General features: G+C 56.3%; 14 protein-coding genes. 7 read left to right on the top strand and 7 right to left on the bottom strand.

Annotation, left to right across the window (positions count from 1 at the left end):
- Positions 1 to 187 precede the first annotated feature (187 nt).
- From ACN0VM_RS09595 to ACN0VM_RS09580, 4 genes are read left to right on the top strand one after another with little or no spacing between them, the layout of a single operon-like run.
- Positions 188 to 1,234: an efflux RND transporter periplasmic adaptor subunit gene (locus ACN0VM_RS09595; RefSeq protein WP_417450657.1), complete on the top strand. Its 1,047-nt coding sequence runs from the start codon at positions 188 to 190 to the stop codon at positions 1,232 to 1,234.
- A gap of 50 nt (positions 1,235 to 1,284) precedes the next feature.
- Positions 1,285 to 1,980 carry an ABC transporter ATP-binding protein gene (locus tag ACN0VM_RS09590; protein ID WP_417450656.1) on the top strand — a complete coding sequence of 232 codons (696 nt, stop codon included), beginning with the start codon at positions 1,285 to 1,287 and terminating at the stop codon, positions 1,978 to 1,980.
- Positions 1,977 to 3,134 (top strand): ABC transporter permease, encoded by a 1,158-nt coding sequence (locus ACN0VM_RS09585; protein ID WP_417450655.1) that lies wholly within the window; start codon positions 1,977 to 1,979, stop codon positions 3,132 to 3,134. Before ACN0VM_RS09590 ends, ACN0VM_RS09585 begins: the two co-directional genes overlap by 4 nt.
- Before the next feature lie 2 nt (positions 3,135 to 3,136).
- Entirely contained in the window at positions 3,137 to 4,324 is a 1,188-nt protein-coding gene (locus ACN0VM_RS09580) for an ABC transporter permease (protein WP_417450654.1), read from the top strand.
- Positions 4,325 to 4,371: 47 nt separating this feature from the next.
- Here ACN0VM_RS09580 and ACN0VM_RS09575 read toward each other — a convergent pair whose 3' ends face one another.
- The 3 genes from ACN0VM_RS09575 to ACN0VM_RS09565 form a co-directional block, all read right to left on the bottom strand.
- Positions 4,372 to 5,151 (bottom strand): MauE/DoxX family redox-associated membrane protein, encoded by a 780-nt coding sequence (locus ACN0VM_RS09575; RefSeq protein WP_417450653.1) that lies wholly within the window; start codon positions 5,149 to 5,151, stop codon positions 4,372 to 4,374.
- A gap of 72 nt (positions 5,152 to 5,223) precedes the next feature.
- Complete coding sequence (locus ACN0VM_RS09570; protein ID WP_417450652.1) at positions 5,224 to 6,999, bottom strand: sodium:solute symporter family protein; 1,776 nt, start codon at positions 6,997 to 6,999, stop codon at positions 5,224 to 5,226.
- Between the two features lie 10 nt (positions 7,000 to 7,009).
- Positions 7,010 to 7,297, bottom strand: a complete 288-nt coding sequence (locus ACN0VM_RS09565) for a DUF4212 domain-containing protein (RefSeq protein ID WP_417450651.1) — start codon at positions 7,295 to 7,297, stop codon at positions 7,010 to 7,012.
- Positions 7,298 to 7,411: 114 nt separating this feature from the next.
- Here ACN0VM_RS09565 and ACN0VM_RS09560 point away from each other — a divergent pair, with 114 nt between their 5' ends.
- The 3 genes from ACN0VM_RS09560 to ACN0VM_RS09550 all read left to right on the top strand — a co-directional run bounded on the left by ACN0VM_RS09560 (position 7,412) and on the right by ACN0VM_RS09550 (position 8,999).
- A complete protein-coding gene (locus tag ACN0VM_RS09560) occupies positions 7,412 to 7,858 on the top strand; it encodes a YiiD C-terminal domain-containing protein (protein ID WP_417450650.1) in 447 nt (148 codons plus the stop codon).
- A gap of 62 nt (positions 7,859 to 7,920) precedes the next feature.
- Complete coding sequence (locus ACN0VM_RS09555) at positions 7,921 to 8,313, top strand: nuclear transport factor 2 family protein (RefSeq protein ID WP_417450649.1); 393 nt, start codon at positions 7,921 to 7,923, stop codon at positions 8,311 to 8,313.
- Between the two features lie 191 nt (positions 8,314 to 8,504).
- Positions 8,505 to 8,999, top strand: a complete 495-nt coding sequence (locus ACN0VM_RS09550) for a nuclear transport factor 2 family protein (RefSeq protein ID WP_417450648.1) — start codon at positions 8,505 to 8,507, stop codon at positions 8,997 to 8,999.
- A 471-nt stretch (positions 9,000 to 9,470) separates the two neighbouring features.
- On the opposite strand, the gene ACN0VM_RS09545 is transcribed toward ACN0VM_RS09550, so the two are convergent.
- From ACN0VM_RS09545 to ACN0VM_RS09530, 4 genes are all read right to left on the bottom strand, one after another.
- Entirely contained in the window at positions 9,471 to 12,290 is a 2,820-nt protein-coding gene (locus tag ACN0VM_RS09545) for a TonB-dependent receptor plug domain-containing protein (protein ID WP_417450647.1), read from the bottom strand.
- 98 nt (positions 12,291 to 12,388) lie between these two features.
- Positions 12,389 to 13,477 (bottom strand): FecR family protein, encoded by a 1,089-nt coding sequence (locus tag ACN0VM_RS09540; protein ID WP_417450646.1) that lies wholly within the window; start codon positions 13,475 to 13,477, stop codon positions 12,389 to 12,391.
- 16 nt (positions 13,478 to 13,493) lie between these two features.
- Positions 13,494 to 14,093 carry an RNA polymerase sigma factor gene (locus ACN0VM_RS09535; RefSeq protein WP_417450645.1) on the bottom strand — a complete coding sequence of 200 codons (600 nt, stop codon included), beginning with the start codon at positions 14,091 to 14,093 and terminating at the stop codon, positions 13,494 to 13,496.
- A gap of 196 nt (positions 14,094 to 14,289) precedes the next feature.
- On the bottom strand, positions 14,290 to 15,209 hold a 920-nt coding region (locus tag ACN0VM_RS09530), incomplete at its 5' end, for a hypothetical protein (RefSeq protein ID WP_417450644.1).

Here is a 15,209-nt window from a genome sequence, read left to right as displayed (position 1 = left end):
GCGCAAGCAAATTGCGCTCAAAAAGCCTCTTGAACTTTTCCGATCCATAGTTACTTTGTAATTCAAAGTACTTTAACAAAAATACCCAATCTACAGGCCAAGCATGCTTGTAAGAAAGAACATGTTAGCCATATGGAAAAAGGGGCTTGTGCGATAAGGTTGTCGCGACAAAGCGGGGGAAATATTGATGAATGATAAAAGTGAACTGCTCGGCCAGCTCAAGATTGATCGCAGCCAGCCACAGGCAAATAAAAGCAAATCTCCGGCGGTTTATATGCTCGGCGGTGGGGTGATCGTCGCGCTTCTGCTGGGCGGCGCCTATTTTGTCTTTGGTCCGGGCGGCATGGGCGCGGCGCCAGATGCACCACCCGCGCCAACGACAGAAGTCGTCAGCACACAGCAAAACACCGCAACCACAAAAAACCAGCCTACCACGCAGGCATCGGTGCCAGTATCAAATTCAGTGCTCAATGCCTCCGGCTATATTACCGCACGGCGCATGGCCACTGTTTCCGCGGAGGTGATCGGCCTGATCACCGATGTGACGGTCGAGGAAGGCATGAGCGTCAAGCAGGGCCAGGTACTGGCAAAGCTGGACCCCACCTTGCCGCAGGTTGACCTTGACCTCGCCGAAGCACAGGTCAAGGTCCTGGAAGCGCGGCTGGAAAGCACGGAAGCCAATCTAGCCGAAGCCAAACGTGTGCTGAAACGCGCGACCGAACTCAAAAGCAATGATTTTTCAACCGAAGCTACCGTCTCTCGCGCGCAAGCAGATGTGGAGAGCCTGACCGCCTCGCTCGCCAGCGCACGCGCCGACATTGCGGTCGCGACACTGAGCGTCAAGCGCCAGCGCGAGCGGCTGGATGATCACACTATCCGCGCACCCTTTGACGGCGTGGTCACTGTCAAAGCCGCGCAACCGGGCGAGATTGTCTCGCCCAGCTCCGCCGGTGGCGGTTTCACCCGCACAGGCATTTGCACCATTGTGGACATGACCTCGCTCGAGATTGAGGTGGACGTGAACGAAAGCTTCATCGGCCGGGTATTTGAGGGGCAGGAGGTCAGCGCTAACCTGGATGCCTACCCGAGTTGGGATATTCCGGCGTCCGTGATCGCCATCATCCCGACAGCCGACCGCGCCAAGGCCACCGTGCGCGTGCGTATCGGCATCAAGATTTCAGACCCGCGTATTTTGCCTGATATGGGGGTCAAAGTAGCGTTCATGAAGGCATAACAAAATACCGGAATGCTCATACAGGTCTCAATAGACAGGGGGATAAAACCATGAGTGACGACATCCTATTCGACCTCAAGTCGGTCAACAAAAGCTTCACCCGCGGCAAAGAAACCATTCAGATTTTTGATGGCCTTGACCTGCAAATCAAGAAGGGCGATTTTGTCGCCATTATGGGGCCGTCGGGTTCGGGTAAAACCACGCTCCTCAACATGCTGGGTGGTGTCGATCAACCGACATCGGGCGAGGTGCTGTTTGATGGCGCCCGCGTTGATACCCTCTCGGAAGGCCAGCTTTCCAAATGGCGTGCCAACAATATCGGCTTTATCTTCCAGTTTTATAACCTGATGCCCATGCTCAGTGCGGCCCGCAACGTGGAACTACCGCTTCTGCTCACCAACCTCAGCAAGAAGGACCGCAAGGCCAGCGTAAAGACAGCGCTTCAACTGGTTGATCTGGCAGAGCGGGCGTCACACCTGCCGAAGGAACTTTCAGGCGGCCAGCAACAGCGTGTCGCCATTGCCCGCGCCATTGTTTCGGACCCGAAACTTCTTCTATGTGATGAGCCAACAGGTGACCTTGACCGCCACACCGCCGACGAAATCCTCGAGATGCTGCAGCTCCTCAATGAGAAATTCGGCAAAACCATCGTCATGGTTACGCACGATCCGTCGGCTGCCAAATATGCCAAGCGCACCTTGCATCTGGATAAAGGGGAATTCGTTGAGAAGGACCTCGCGGCATGAGCGACCTTTACCTGATTTTCAAAAATCTGACGCGCAAGCCGCTCAGGCTGTTCCTGACCTGCTTCGCCATCATGGTGGCTTTCCTCATTTTCGGGGTTGTCACATCCCTCAAGGACGCACTGAATTCGGGCGTTGAACTTTCGGCCGACAACCGGCTGGTGGTTGTCAACAGCATCAACTTCACCCAGCCACTGCCGTTTTCCTATGTCAACAAGGTCAAGGCGATCGAAGGTGTGAAGGACGTGGTACACATGAACTGGTTTGGTGGTTATTATCAGGAACCGGCGAACCAGCTTGTCACCATGGCCGTGGACCCTGAAAACTACCTCAAGGTTTATGAGGAAGTCGTACTAAGCGACGCCGAACGCGAAAGCTGGTTCCGTAACCAGCGCGGTATGCTCATTGGCCGGGCCATCGCCGACGCTTACGGCTGGCAAGTCGGCGATATGATCCCGATGTCGTCCAATATCTTCTCCAACCGGGAAGGTGGTCATACGTGGGAGATGGAAGTCTCCGGTATTTTTGACGGGCGGGATGAACAGTTCGGCACCAACTTCGCGGTATTCCACTATAAATACTTCATGGAAACGCAAACATTTGGCGGCGACTGGGTCGGTTGGCTGACCCTGACCACATCGGACGCGAGCCTGAATGAGCAAGTTGCCAAGACCATTGACGAAGAATTCGCCAACTCGGAAGCGCAGACAGACACCAGTACCGAAAAAGCCTTCAACAAGGCATTCATCGAGCAGATCGGCAACATCGGCCTGATGATTTTCGGCATCGTCTTTACCGCCTTCTTCACCATCCTTCTCGTGGTGGGCAACACCATGATCCTCGCAGTGCGCGAACGCACGGGCGAGATTGCAACGCTCAAGACCCTAGGCTTCACCGCCAAGCGCATCTTCACCATGATCCTCGCGGAATCCATGCTGCTGGCGTTTATTGGCGGCATGGCAGGGCTTGGCCTTGCCTACATGATCGTCGGCGGCGCAAAGGCTTTCCTCGCGCAGTTCCTGCCGGGGCTTATGGTCTCGGATGCTGTTGCCCTGCAGGCCGTTGGCTTCATGGTGCTTCTGGGCCTTGTTACCGGGCTCGTACCCGCCATCAATGCCTATAAGCTTAACATCGTAACTGCATTCAGCCGGAGGTAATCATGGGATCGATCTTCTCTCAAATATCGGCTGTTGTTGCGATGAATATTCGCAGCCTGCCACAACGTTTCTGGATGTCGCTTGCCATGGTGATTGCCAGCGCGGTTGTTGTCGCCATCCTGCTGGCCTTCCTTGCGATGGCTAAGGGGTTTTCCGCTACGCTTGAAAGTGCCGGCTCTGAAAATGTTGCCATTTTCACCCGCGAAGGCTCAGCGGCCGAACTTAACAGTGTGCTCAGCCGCGATCAGGTCAATATCATCGAGACCGCACCGGGTGTGGTCAAAGATGAAAACGGCCCTGTTGTCTCGCCGGAACTGTACGTCATCGTGGACGGCATAAAAAAATCAAGCCAGACGGAAGCCAATATCCCACTGCGTGGGCTGGACGACCGCGGCTTTGCCATGCGCAAAAATGTGCAGATCACCGCGGGCCGCATGTTCACCCCCGGCACCAACGAAATGATCGTGGGCGCCGGTGTGCTGCGCACTTTTGACGGCTTTGCCCTGGGTGAAGAAGTGCGCTTCGGCAAGGTGGTCTGGCAAGTGGTGGGGGTTTTCTCCACCGGCGGCAACGTGTTTGAAAGCGAACTGTGGGCTGACGTTAAGGTGCTGCAAAGCCTCTATAACCGTGGCAGCAGTTACCAGACAGCCCGTGCGCTGATGAGCAGCCCCAACGACCTTGAGGCCATCCGCGCCTTTGTTGCCGCAGACCCGCGCCTCAACCTCGATGTCGAGACCGAAAGCGCCTATTTCAAGGCGCAGGGCAAGTCGCTCAGCTACATGGCTTATTTCGGCTGGGTCATCAGCTCCATCATGGCGCTGGGTGCACTCGCGGGTGCCCTCAATACCATGTATACCTCTGTCGCGGAACGCGCCAAGGAGATCGCCACCTTGCGCGCCATCGGCTTTTCCAGCCTGTCAGCCTTTGTGGGTACCATTGTTGAAGCTCTAGTGCTTGCAGCCATCGGCGGGGCCGTTGGCTCCATTGTCGCCTTCCTGCTGTTCGACGGGCTCAATGCCTCCACCCTTGGCGGCAGTTTCACCCAGGTGGTGTTCGCGTTTGAGATGACGACGGACCTCTTTATCCAGGGCGGCATTATCGCGCTTATCATCGGTTTCCTCAGCGGGTTTTTCCCCGCTTTCCGGGCCGCACGCCTGCCGGTGATTGTTGCATTCAGAAACGCGGCCTAGACGACGCGGAGAGATAATAAAGGGCGGGGTTTCCTCCGCCCTTTTCCTTACATCAGGCAAGCCTTCAGCGGCATCCAAAGCCCCATAAACAGCATCATCATGCTTTCGGTGAAAGACACAAAGCCAAGCGGCACGTTTGAGCCGCCGCCCACACAGGCGCACTTGAGCTCACGCTTCTCGATCCAGACTGCCTTGACGATACTGACAGCCCCCACAAGCCCGATAAAAAAGGCCACCGGCGCCGATAGCCACACCAGGGCACCTGCCGTCATGAGCACACCAGCTGTCGCCTCAAGAAAGGGGTATATCCGCCCATACGGCACCCAGCGGCGGGCCAGCAAGTCATAGTTGAGAAACATGGTGGAAAAGCTTTCCACATCCTGCAGTTTCTGAATGGCAAGAATGCTCATGGATAATGAGATAAACCATTCAAACGCCCGGAGGGTCAGCATGTCACCATACTGGTGCCATGAAAGCCCCAACGCCAGCAGCGCGGCCACCGCAAAGATGGCTATCACAGGCTGATAGCTTGTATCGCTCTGCTCCTCGGGCGGTGGCTCCAACCTGAAGAAAACGCGAAGGTCCTCATAGCCGCCGATGCGCCTGTCATCAATGAAGGTTTGCGGCGTGGTCTCCACGTCGTGTGCCGCCATGAAGGCGTCGGTCTGCTGCCGGGTCTCAAGATGATGATCCTCAACCTCATAGCCTTGCCGCTCAAGAAGGTCTTTTGACTTCAGGCCGTAAGGGCACAAATGATCAGGCATGACCATGCGGTACAGCTTGGCTTTTTTCCCGCTTTGCGCATCTGGAGTGGGGGTGTCAGGCATGGTTAGGCTCCTTTCACAAAGGAACCTAACCAAACCAACATAAAGATTCCGTTGGAACCTTGACCTACCGCCCTAGTGGTGATGCGCGTCGCCGCCGCCCATGGGCACGCGGATATCCTCCACCAGAACCTGCACGCTTTCAGGCGGTGCGGGGGTGAAGCGATCCACAATGAAGGCCACGGCGAAATTGACAAACATGCCAACCATGCCAATACCTTCTGGCGAAATACCAAACAGCCAGTTCTCCGCCACGTTCAGCTCAGGCGCGACAAATTTGAAGTAAGCGATGTAGCCAAAGGTGAACAACAGACCCGACAGCATGCCAGCAATGGCCCCTTCCTTGTTCATACGCTTGGAGAAAATACCCATCAATATGGCAGGGAACAGGCTAGCGGCGGCCAGCCCGAATGCGAAGGCGACAACCTGCGCTACAAAGCCCGGCGGATTGATGCCCATATAGCCTGCCACCACGATGGCCAGCGCGGCGGCAATGCGTGCCGCTCGAAGCTCCTGCGCGTCGGAGATATCTTTCATCCACGTTTTTTTCAGCAAATCATGGCTGACCGCAGTTGAGATCACCAGCAAAAGCCCTGCGGCTGTCGACAGCGCAGCGGCAAGCCCGCCTGCCGCCACAAGGGCGATGACCCAGCCGGGCAGCTTGGCGATCTCCGGGTTGGCCAGCACCATAATATCGCGGTCGACATATACTTCGTTGCCGCCTATGGTGACGCCGTTGTTGATAACACGCTCGCCGTGTGTACCGCGGGCCTCGCCCTCAAAAGCTGGCTTGCCGTCAAAGGGTTCGCCCGCCCGGTACTGGATAATGCCGTCATCATTTTTATCGCGCCATGCGATCAGGCCCAGCGTTTCCCAGTTTTTGAACCAGTCTGGTGTTTCCGTATAAGCGGTTTCATTTACCTCATCGATGAAATTGAGCCGTGCGAAGGCCCCTACCGCCGGGGCTGTTGTGTACAGAATGGCGATAAACACCAGCGCCCAGCCCGCGGAAATGCGCGCGTCAGACGCCTTGGGCACCGTGAAAAAGCGCACGATCACATGCGGCAGGCCCGCCGTGCCCACCATCAGCGCTGCCGTGATGGCAAAAACATCGATCGTCGATTTTGTGCCGTTTGTATAGGCGGTAAAACCAAGCTCAATGAGCGCGCTATCCAGCTTCTCAAGCACCGTCAGGCCCGAGCCATCGGCAACTTCCGCACCAAGGCCAAGCTGGGGCACCGGGTTGCCTGTGACCAGAAGCGAGATGAAAATCGCAGGCACAGTGTAGGCAAAAATCATCACGCAATACTGTGCAACCTGTGTGTAGGTGATGCCCTTCATGCCGCCCAGCACCGCATACATGAACACAATCGCCATGCCGATCAGCACACCAAGGTTGATGTCAACCTCCAGAAAACGCGAAAAGACGATGCCGACACCCCGCATCTGCCCCGCCACATAAGTGAAGCTGATAAAAATGAGGCACAGCACCGCGACAAGACGCGCCGCGTCTGAATAATAACGGTCGCCAATAAACTCTGGCACGGTAAACTTGCCGTATTTGCGCAAGTAGGGCGCCAGCAGCAAAGCCAGCAGCACATAGCCCCCGGTCCAGCCCATGAGGTAGACCGAGCCGTCATAACCAAGGAAAGCAATAAGCCCGGCCATGGAAATGAATGACGCCGCGCTCATCCAGTCAGCGGCGGTCGCCATGCCGTTCAGCACCGGATGCACCCCGGTACCCGCCACATAAAATTCCTTGGTGCTACCAACCCGCGACCAGATGGCAATGCCGATATAAAGCGCGAAGGAAAGCCCGACAAACAGATACGTAAGGTTTTGTGCGTCCATGATATGCCCCTCAGTCCTCAACGCCGAAGGCGCGGTCGAGTTTTTTCATGCGCCACGCATAAATGAAAATCAGCACAACAAAAGTGAAGATAGAGCCCTGCTGCGCAAACCAGAAACCCAGCTTGAAACCCAGCACTGTGAACTGGTTGAGCCAGTCCTCCAGCAAAATGCCCGCCCCGAACGAGACGACGAACCACACCACCAAAAGCTTGGCCAAAAGTAACAGATTCGCCCGCCAATAGGCCTCGCGGCTGAGTGTATCATCGCGCACGGGTGCGCTGCCTTCTTCGGATTGCATAAGACCTGTTCCTCCCCTAGTCTTCCCGAACTTCCTGAACTTTCGGGATCTCCCCGGGGGCCAGAGTGGAAGAAAGCGCGCAAGGCGTCAATTCATTGTTGTAAAGAGGCGACCATGACCAGCACGATCGAGGTTGAAGACTATCTGCACAGCCATATTCCGATTTCGGCCCCCATGGGCGTGACAGCCATCGTCGCCAGCCGCGACCGCGTAGTGCTGCGCGCGCCCCTTGCCGCCAACATCAACCACAAACACACAGCCTTCGGCGGCAGCCTGCAGGCGCTGGCAACGCTGAGTTGCTGGACCTTGCTACATCTCAATTTGCGCCACAGCGCGAAGGCTGGCGAAATTGTCATCAGCAGCAGCAATATCAATTATATCCGCCCTGTTACTCAGGACTTTGAGGCCGAGGCCAGCTTGCCCGAAGGCAACCGCTGGGGCCTGTTCCTGAAAACGTTCGAACGTCACGGCAAAGCGCGCATCCAGCTAACCGCCAGCGTGGTAGAAAACGATGAACTGGCGATCGATTACACCGGCAGCTTCGTGGCGCTTAAAAGCTGATATTGACTGGACGGACAGGCTGATAACGCTATCTAACAGGCATAAGCCATCAGGAGAGCAGCATGAGCAAAACCGACACCTTTCTCAAACAGTGGCACGAAGCGGTCAGGACATCGGACATGGGCCTGTTGTCCGCCATCGTGGCAGAGGATGCCTCGTTACTCTCGCCAGCCTTTTGGAAACCGCGTCAAGGCAAGGACAAAGTCCTCATGGTCTTAAGCGCGGTAACCGATACATTTGAAGGGCTGACCTACACAAAGGAATGGGTGGACGGGGATGAACTGATCCTTGAATTTACCACCAGTGTGGGCGGCAAACAGCTCAAGGGCATCGACCGGATCACATTGGATGCAGACGGCAAGCTCAAGGAAATCGAAGTGCTGATCCGGCCAATGAACGGACTGATGGCGCTTGCCGCTGCCCTGAATGACAAGCTGACCGGCGTTGTCGACTGAGGCACCAAGGCCGGCCGACGGGAACCTTTTGAGGTTCCCAAATTCCCTCAAGTATGTTCATAATGCACTGGGGAGATCACGGATTGAGCTTGACGGATGAGCAAGCGTAGATCCGGATCGGGACTAGGTAACATGATAGTCTGCGGCCAATCGCGGCAGGCTCAATTGCGTTATCATAGGAACAATACGATATGAACAACCATACTCCCCGCATCATAAAGATGAGCCTCTCTGGCTGTGTTGCACTGGTATTGAGCGGTGCCTCTCTCGCGACAATGAGCGACGCTGACATTCTGGCGCAAGAAGCTTTGGAACAAGAGAACCTCGAGAAGGCCGTGCGATGCATGGAAATTCTTGAGGTAGAATTGAACGTTGACCAGTTTGGCGAGCAATGTGTCGCTGAAGGGCATATTGAACATTCCCCCCGCGTACCGGACGGGAAGGAAGGCCTGCTTCGGTATTTCGCCGCACAACTTGAGCGCTTTCCCGAAATGCACGCAGACATAAAACGCGCGGGCGCAGACGGTGATCTGGTTTGGATGCATATTCACTTCAAGGCGAAACCTGACGCCAAGGGCAATGCCGGCATGCACATTTTCCGGATGGAAAATGGCAAATTTGCCGAACATTGGGGTGTGGGTCAGCCGGTCGTTGAATCAACACTGCACGACAATTCGATGTTTTAGGCGGCCTGCCCACTTCCCGGCGCAAACCATATCAATCCCGTGGCTTGGCTTATCCAAAGCTAAACGCACATCTGAGGCCCATCGTGCCTGATCTGGAGAATGCGAACAATGGTTTGGGAGCGTGAGGTTTGACACGCCAGAAAAAGCTGGGGCGGCGGCTGCAAACAGCCACCGCCCAGACGAGCACAAAAGATGGGTTGGAAGGCTGGCAGAAGGCAACAGGGTAGCCTTTGTGCCAGCGACGCGCCCGAAGGTTTGTCTCCCCGCCTCACCTCAAGGAGGCGCCCACCAACTGATCGGTGAGGTTAACCGGAGCTTCGCTTCCATGCTCTTGATACCTGAACCACCACCAATAATGGTCAGGCATCCACGCAACGAGCGAACGTTATCCATTCCTGACTTTTTGGTCAAGTTTGAAAACGCAAAAAATATGTTGGCCCTGTCCAGACGCAACACGGGCTCGGCCGTGCCCTAAAACTGCACGGTCATGCGTGCATAATAATAGCCACCATTGATGCCCCACGGCATGGCCACCCAAGGATAGACAAAGTTACCGAAGGCCCCCGGCTTGCGGCCTTCAGATATCCAGCGCGCCAGCGCATTATCCGGCAATTTGTCCGGGTAGGTGTTGAAGATATTGTTCGCGCCCACAGCAAAAAGCACATTTTCAGTGATGTCGTATGAAATTTCCATGTCCACAATCAGCGCTTCACCCGCACTTGTGGTTGCCGCGCGATCAAGACCATAGACATCATAGGCAAGATGCGGCGGGATACCGTTCCCGACAGCGGTGTAATAGGCGGATTCCGTATTGCCGTAGAAATTGGCCCGCACCACAGCGCCAAACCGCCCCTTCTGGAAGTCTGCCGCAGCATTGGCGCGCAACCGTGGCTGCCCTTTCTCCACATTCATGCGCTCAGCAAGCGGGAAAAAGATATGTGCCGGGATATTGGCCGGGGCGTTGATATCCTTGATCTTGGTGCTGTTCCAACTGAGGCTTGTGGTAAAGTCCAGTGCACCACCGGCAAAACGGGTTTTGAGGTAAGCGACAAGGTCTACGCCAAAAGTTTCCGTATCCACCGCATTGGAGAAAAACGACCCTGCCTCAATGGCGCCAAAGCTGACCCCGGGCGGTAAATCAAGCGTGGGACCAAGCACAATACGGTCAGCAATTTTGATGCGGTAGGCATCAAGGGTTACCAACATGCCTTCACCTACTTCCCATACGGCGCCGAGCGAGAAGTTGATGCTGGTTTCATGGTCCAGCTTGTCCACACCGTAGGCGCGGGCCAACGGATGCCCCTCAGGCGCGATCAGGGTTTGCAGCAACCCATCCGAGGTGGTGTTGGTAATGACGCTTGAGAAAGCCCGCTGTGCCAGCGCTGGCGCACGAAATCCGGTTGAGGCCGCAGCGCGAAGGGCAAGGGCTGGCGTCAGTTGTCGGCGCGCCGACAGTTTGCCCGTCAGCTTATCCCCGGTGCCGCCGAAGCGTTCATAGCGTACTGCGGCTGTCATCCACAGGTCATCCGAAGGTTCCAATTCGCCCTCCGCATACAGCGCAAAACTTCCGCGCCCCTTGTTGCCCGCCACAGCGTCACTGTAGCCCGGGAAGCCCTGAAAACCGCAAAATGCCACCTGCTCGGGGTCCTCTATAGAGGGGGCAAACTCACCGTCCACCATACCGCAAATATAGGATGCCGGGTCTCCGGCCTCGATTGTGTAGTCTTCGTCCCGATATTCGATACCGTATGCCAGATGCGACAGTACGCCCGACGTGAAATTACCACCGGAGGCATCGAAGTTCACCGTCAACTGCTCAAACTTGAGCGAGCCGGAAAAACCGCTGGTTGGGCTCGCGGTCACCGGATCACCGCCGTTATAGTATGCTGCAGACGCAAGCGACACATTCACCGTATTGGCGGCACCAAATGCAAAGCGGGTGGTGCCGTATGTGGCACTGAAATCATATTTCCAGCCGTCGTCACCGCTATAGCGAATGCCCATTGCCTGCGAGAAGTCGGTAACATCTGTGCTTTGAAGCGGAAGGAAGCCCTGGGGATAAAGTTGCGGTACCGTGCGGCTGGGCACAAACGGGTGGCGATAAAAGCCGCCTGAGAGACCATCACGGTCACTGAAACCGCCAAAAAAATAAAATTCCGCCGCGCCATCACCGGGCAAGGCCCCGTTCCACATCATTGAGCTTGCCTGCACGTCGGTATCACCAATGCGCATCAATACTTCCCCGGTGGTCGAGCTTGGGCCGGCACGGTTGGTCGCCGCCTTGTCGCGGTATTCGGCTGTAAGATTGATGAACCCTGTATTCGCAAGCGGCAGTCCCGCATTGGCAGCAATATAGTATGTGTCGCCATCCCCCTCATAGGTCTGTCCCCAACTGGCGGTTGCCATGCCGCCTTCGTCATGGTCATTGAGCACGACGTTAATCACCCCTGCAATCGCGTCCGAGCCATATTGTGCCGATGCGCCGTCCCGCAGGATCTCAATACGTTTGATTGCGGCCACCGGAATGGTGTTCATGTCCGTGCCGACTGAGCCCTTGCCCACAGTATTCTGCACATTCACCCACGCCTGGCTGTGGCGGCGTTTTCCGTTGACGAGAATAAGCACCTGATCAGGCCCAAGCCCCCTGAGCGTAGCGGGCCGCACGATATCTGTGCCATCCGAGATGGTGGTTTCGGTGTAATTGAAACTGGGTGCCAGGGTTTGCAGCAAGCGTCCGGTTTCCACATGGCCGCTATGGCGCAATGTGCCGGTGTCGATGAGATCGATCGGCACATCGGTTTCACCCACCGTACGGCTGCGGTTACGCGTGCCTACCGTGATCAGTTCCTCGAGAAAAACCTCATTGGCCTCATAAGCAGGGCGGTGTTTGCGTGCGTCGCGCGCCGCCGGCGCGGGTTCAATGCTGCGTAACGCAGGCGCCACCTCGACATAATCGGCACGCGCCCTCACAATCACCGTATTGGGGCCGGTGAAGCGGTACTCCAGCCGCGTCCCGCTTATAAGGCTTTCCAGCGCCTTTGTAACCGACCTCTCGCCGATCAACGCTTTCCTCAGCGCGAGGTCCTTTGCTTCGTCGGTCAGGATAAGTTGCACACCCGCCTGCTCGGAAAAAACAAGAAGCGCCTGACGAAGGGACTGCGGTTTGATATTGAACTGAACAGTACGGTGATCGGCCTGAATGGCAGCCGCAAAAATGGGAGCCGACACCACAATTGTGGTGACAACCGCGCCGGCAAGCCTTCTTTTCCAGGCCCGTGCGGATAGCTCCATCGTCTATTTTCCTCCCGGCGCAACACTCTTAAGCATTGCAAAAGCACCCTTATAGAGAGCACTTGAGTGTAACCGATTGCCGCTTCTAAATGAACGACTTATCTGATTACGGTATCGGAACTATCACTTGCCATCATCAAAATTGTACTATTGCCAAGATGTACAACATCAATTGGATAGCCCTGTTCAAGCCCTTCAAGCCACGCCTGAACTTGGTCCGGGTATACCGTTCCGGTAAAGCGTAACTGCCCCACAGCTTCATCACCGATGGTTATTTCGCTCGCAAGATAGCGGTTCAACCTGTTGATCACATCTGAAATGGGCAAATCGACCATGGTCAAAACACCCGTTCTCCAGCCCAGGTCCGTTATATTGTTTGCCACAACGGGTGCCAGCGTGCCCCCCATGGAATAACTGGTCTGCCGCCCCGCGGTCACCAGCGCGACAGAGGAAGCCGTTTCGCTGCCCCGTGTGGCATCCGCATCCGCGCGTGGGCGCACGGCAACTGTGCCCTCAAGAACCTGCACTTCAACATCACCGCCCGTTTTACGAACGTTGAAAACCGTTCCAACAGCCGTGACGCTACCGAACCCCGCACGCACCACGAAGGGTCGCTTGGGATTTTTGGCAACGGTGAAGATTGCCTGGCCACGCTCCAGCGTGATGCGACGCTCGGCCTCCGTATAGGCCACGGCAATAGCGCTGCCTGCGTTCAGCTCAATGATCGACCCATCAGCCAGATCCACCGCACGACGCTCGCTATGCGCTGTTTCATAAGTCTGTACAAGGGGGGCCTCTGGTGCCTCACTGCCGGACAAAACCACATAAACCGCAATAAGTGCGGCGGCTACGCTGGCGGCCATCGCCCCCATCCAGCCCACGTTGAAACGTGGCGTGGCGCGGGTGCGGCTGGCATTTGGCGCCACCATCGACAGGACCGAGCCCCCCGGCGTATGGCTTTCGGCCAAATCTGGCGCGGGAAGCGCGGCGATATCCTCCGCCGTCGCGGTTTCAAGCACGCCCCAAAGCGTCTCAAGGCGGGAGAAGGCACGGCGGTGTTCTTCCTCCGCCAACAGCCATTCCTGCCACGCGTGAAGCTCCGCCCCCGAGATGGTGCCATCCTGCAGGCCGAGATAATAATCGGCGGCTTGCTCCAGCACTGCCTCACTGATTTTTTTGTCACTCACTGGCATATCCCAGACCTTACTGAATGGACCACGTGTCCAGTTCATCACTCAGTTTTTCCGAGCAATGAACCAGCGCACGCAGCACATATTTTCGCACCATGGAAGACGTCAGCCCCATGTCTTCCGCTATGTCGTCATAGCTACGGTGCTTGAATTTATACTCAATGAATGCATGGCGGCATTTGGGTGGTAACGACCCAATGCAGTCCAGCACTCTCTCAAGCGACTGTTTTGCAGCAAGTGACCGCTCCGGCGTAAAACCGAACATCTCATTCACTTGTTGCTCCGGCGTGGCTTCATCCAGATATGCCTGCGCCAAACCCCGACGCCGCACCCGGTCGATGGCGATATTGCCCGCCGTCCGGAAAAGAAAAGCCCGCAGAAACCCGATGGTGCTGCTGTCGTCAAGCCGAAGCAGGCGGACATAAGCCTCCTGCGCCACCTCGACGGCTTCCTCATGCGACTTGAGCCGACTGGTGAGATAACGCACCAGCTCGTCGTTATGGTTCTGGAACAACGCTTTGATATCGTCTTTGCACAAGGGGGTATCGACCGCTGCGTCTTCCCGCGCCGGGGTCCCATCCTCATCCAAATGCGGCTCACGCGCGCGTTCCATAGTCCTCTCCTTGCCATCAAGGACGAACAACATACTGAAGCTGGGAATAAAATTGTGAAAAAATTTCACCCGAAACCGTTTTAATCGCGCAATGAGAGAATAATGCGGATTTATAGGCGAAAAAAGGAGGGCGGAAGGCACATAGCCTGTCCGCCCCCAGTTTTGGGTAACGCGAGGAATACCCAAAATTCAGTTACTAAAAATACCGTGTGAGCCGCAGCGTGACCTGACTGTCTTTCCTGAATCCGTACAGGATATTGCTGTTGTCCACGCCGGTGAAAAAACGGCTTTCCAGCTCCATCACCCAATAATCACCGAAACGGCGGGAGGCCTCGACGAGACCAGAGACCGAGCCATCGGCCATATCCACAATCACACCGCCAAGTATGCTGGTGTCGGACATATCGTTCATGGCGAAGCGCAGACCGGTAAACAGGTCGTTGTCTGATGGACTGAGCGGTGCAATCGCCGGGTTTTCCGACCGGCCGTCGTATTGGTATTCCACCAGCACACCAAGGTCTGCGCCCGCGTCCGTCACACCGTAGAAGGTATATTCCACCCCGCCCACAGCCGCCGCGAAGGTCTCAAACGGCGTGTCTCGAACGATGCCTTCAAACTTCCACAGCCATGCCTCGTGCGTATACTGGATATCGGCGCCCACCTGGGTGATATCGTCATAATAGGGGGCAAGCACACCGCGCCCGGCGTCCAGAATCAGCCTCGGGTCTCGGTCGGCACCGCGGAAGAAAGACAGGCCCACATCCCAGTCACCAAAATAGTGGCTGTAGCGCAGCGCTAAATCCACATCCGCGTCGTCGTCCCGGCCCTGATCAAAGCGCGCGAGATCGTTATCAACGAGGTAAGGCGCGCGAAAGCGGCCCTCCTCGCCCACAAAAGTGCGCTTGCGGAAGGCGGGCAGGACATAGGCCGTTATCTGGCCCCAGTCCTGAAGCTTGGAAACCTCCAGCATCGGCTGGCCCAGCTTGTCTTCGTTGTCGATATCCTCAACGGTGTCAAACTGGTTGATGATATCCACGAGGTGGCGGCTTTCGGCCACGCCCCAGAAGACCTTGGCCAGTCCCGCGCGCACTGTCCAGCTATCACCGTTCCAGCGCA

The sequence above is a fragment of the Kordiimonas sp. genome (assembly GCF_048260245.1).
Classification (GTDB): domain Bacteria; phylum Pseudomonadota; class Alphaproteobacteria; order Sphingomonadales; family Kordiimonadaceae; genus Kordiimonas.
This window is presented reverse-complemented; position numbering and strand designations above follow the sequence as displayed.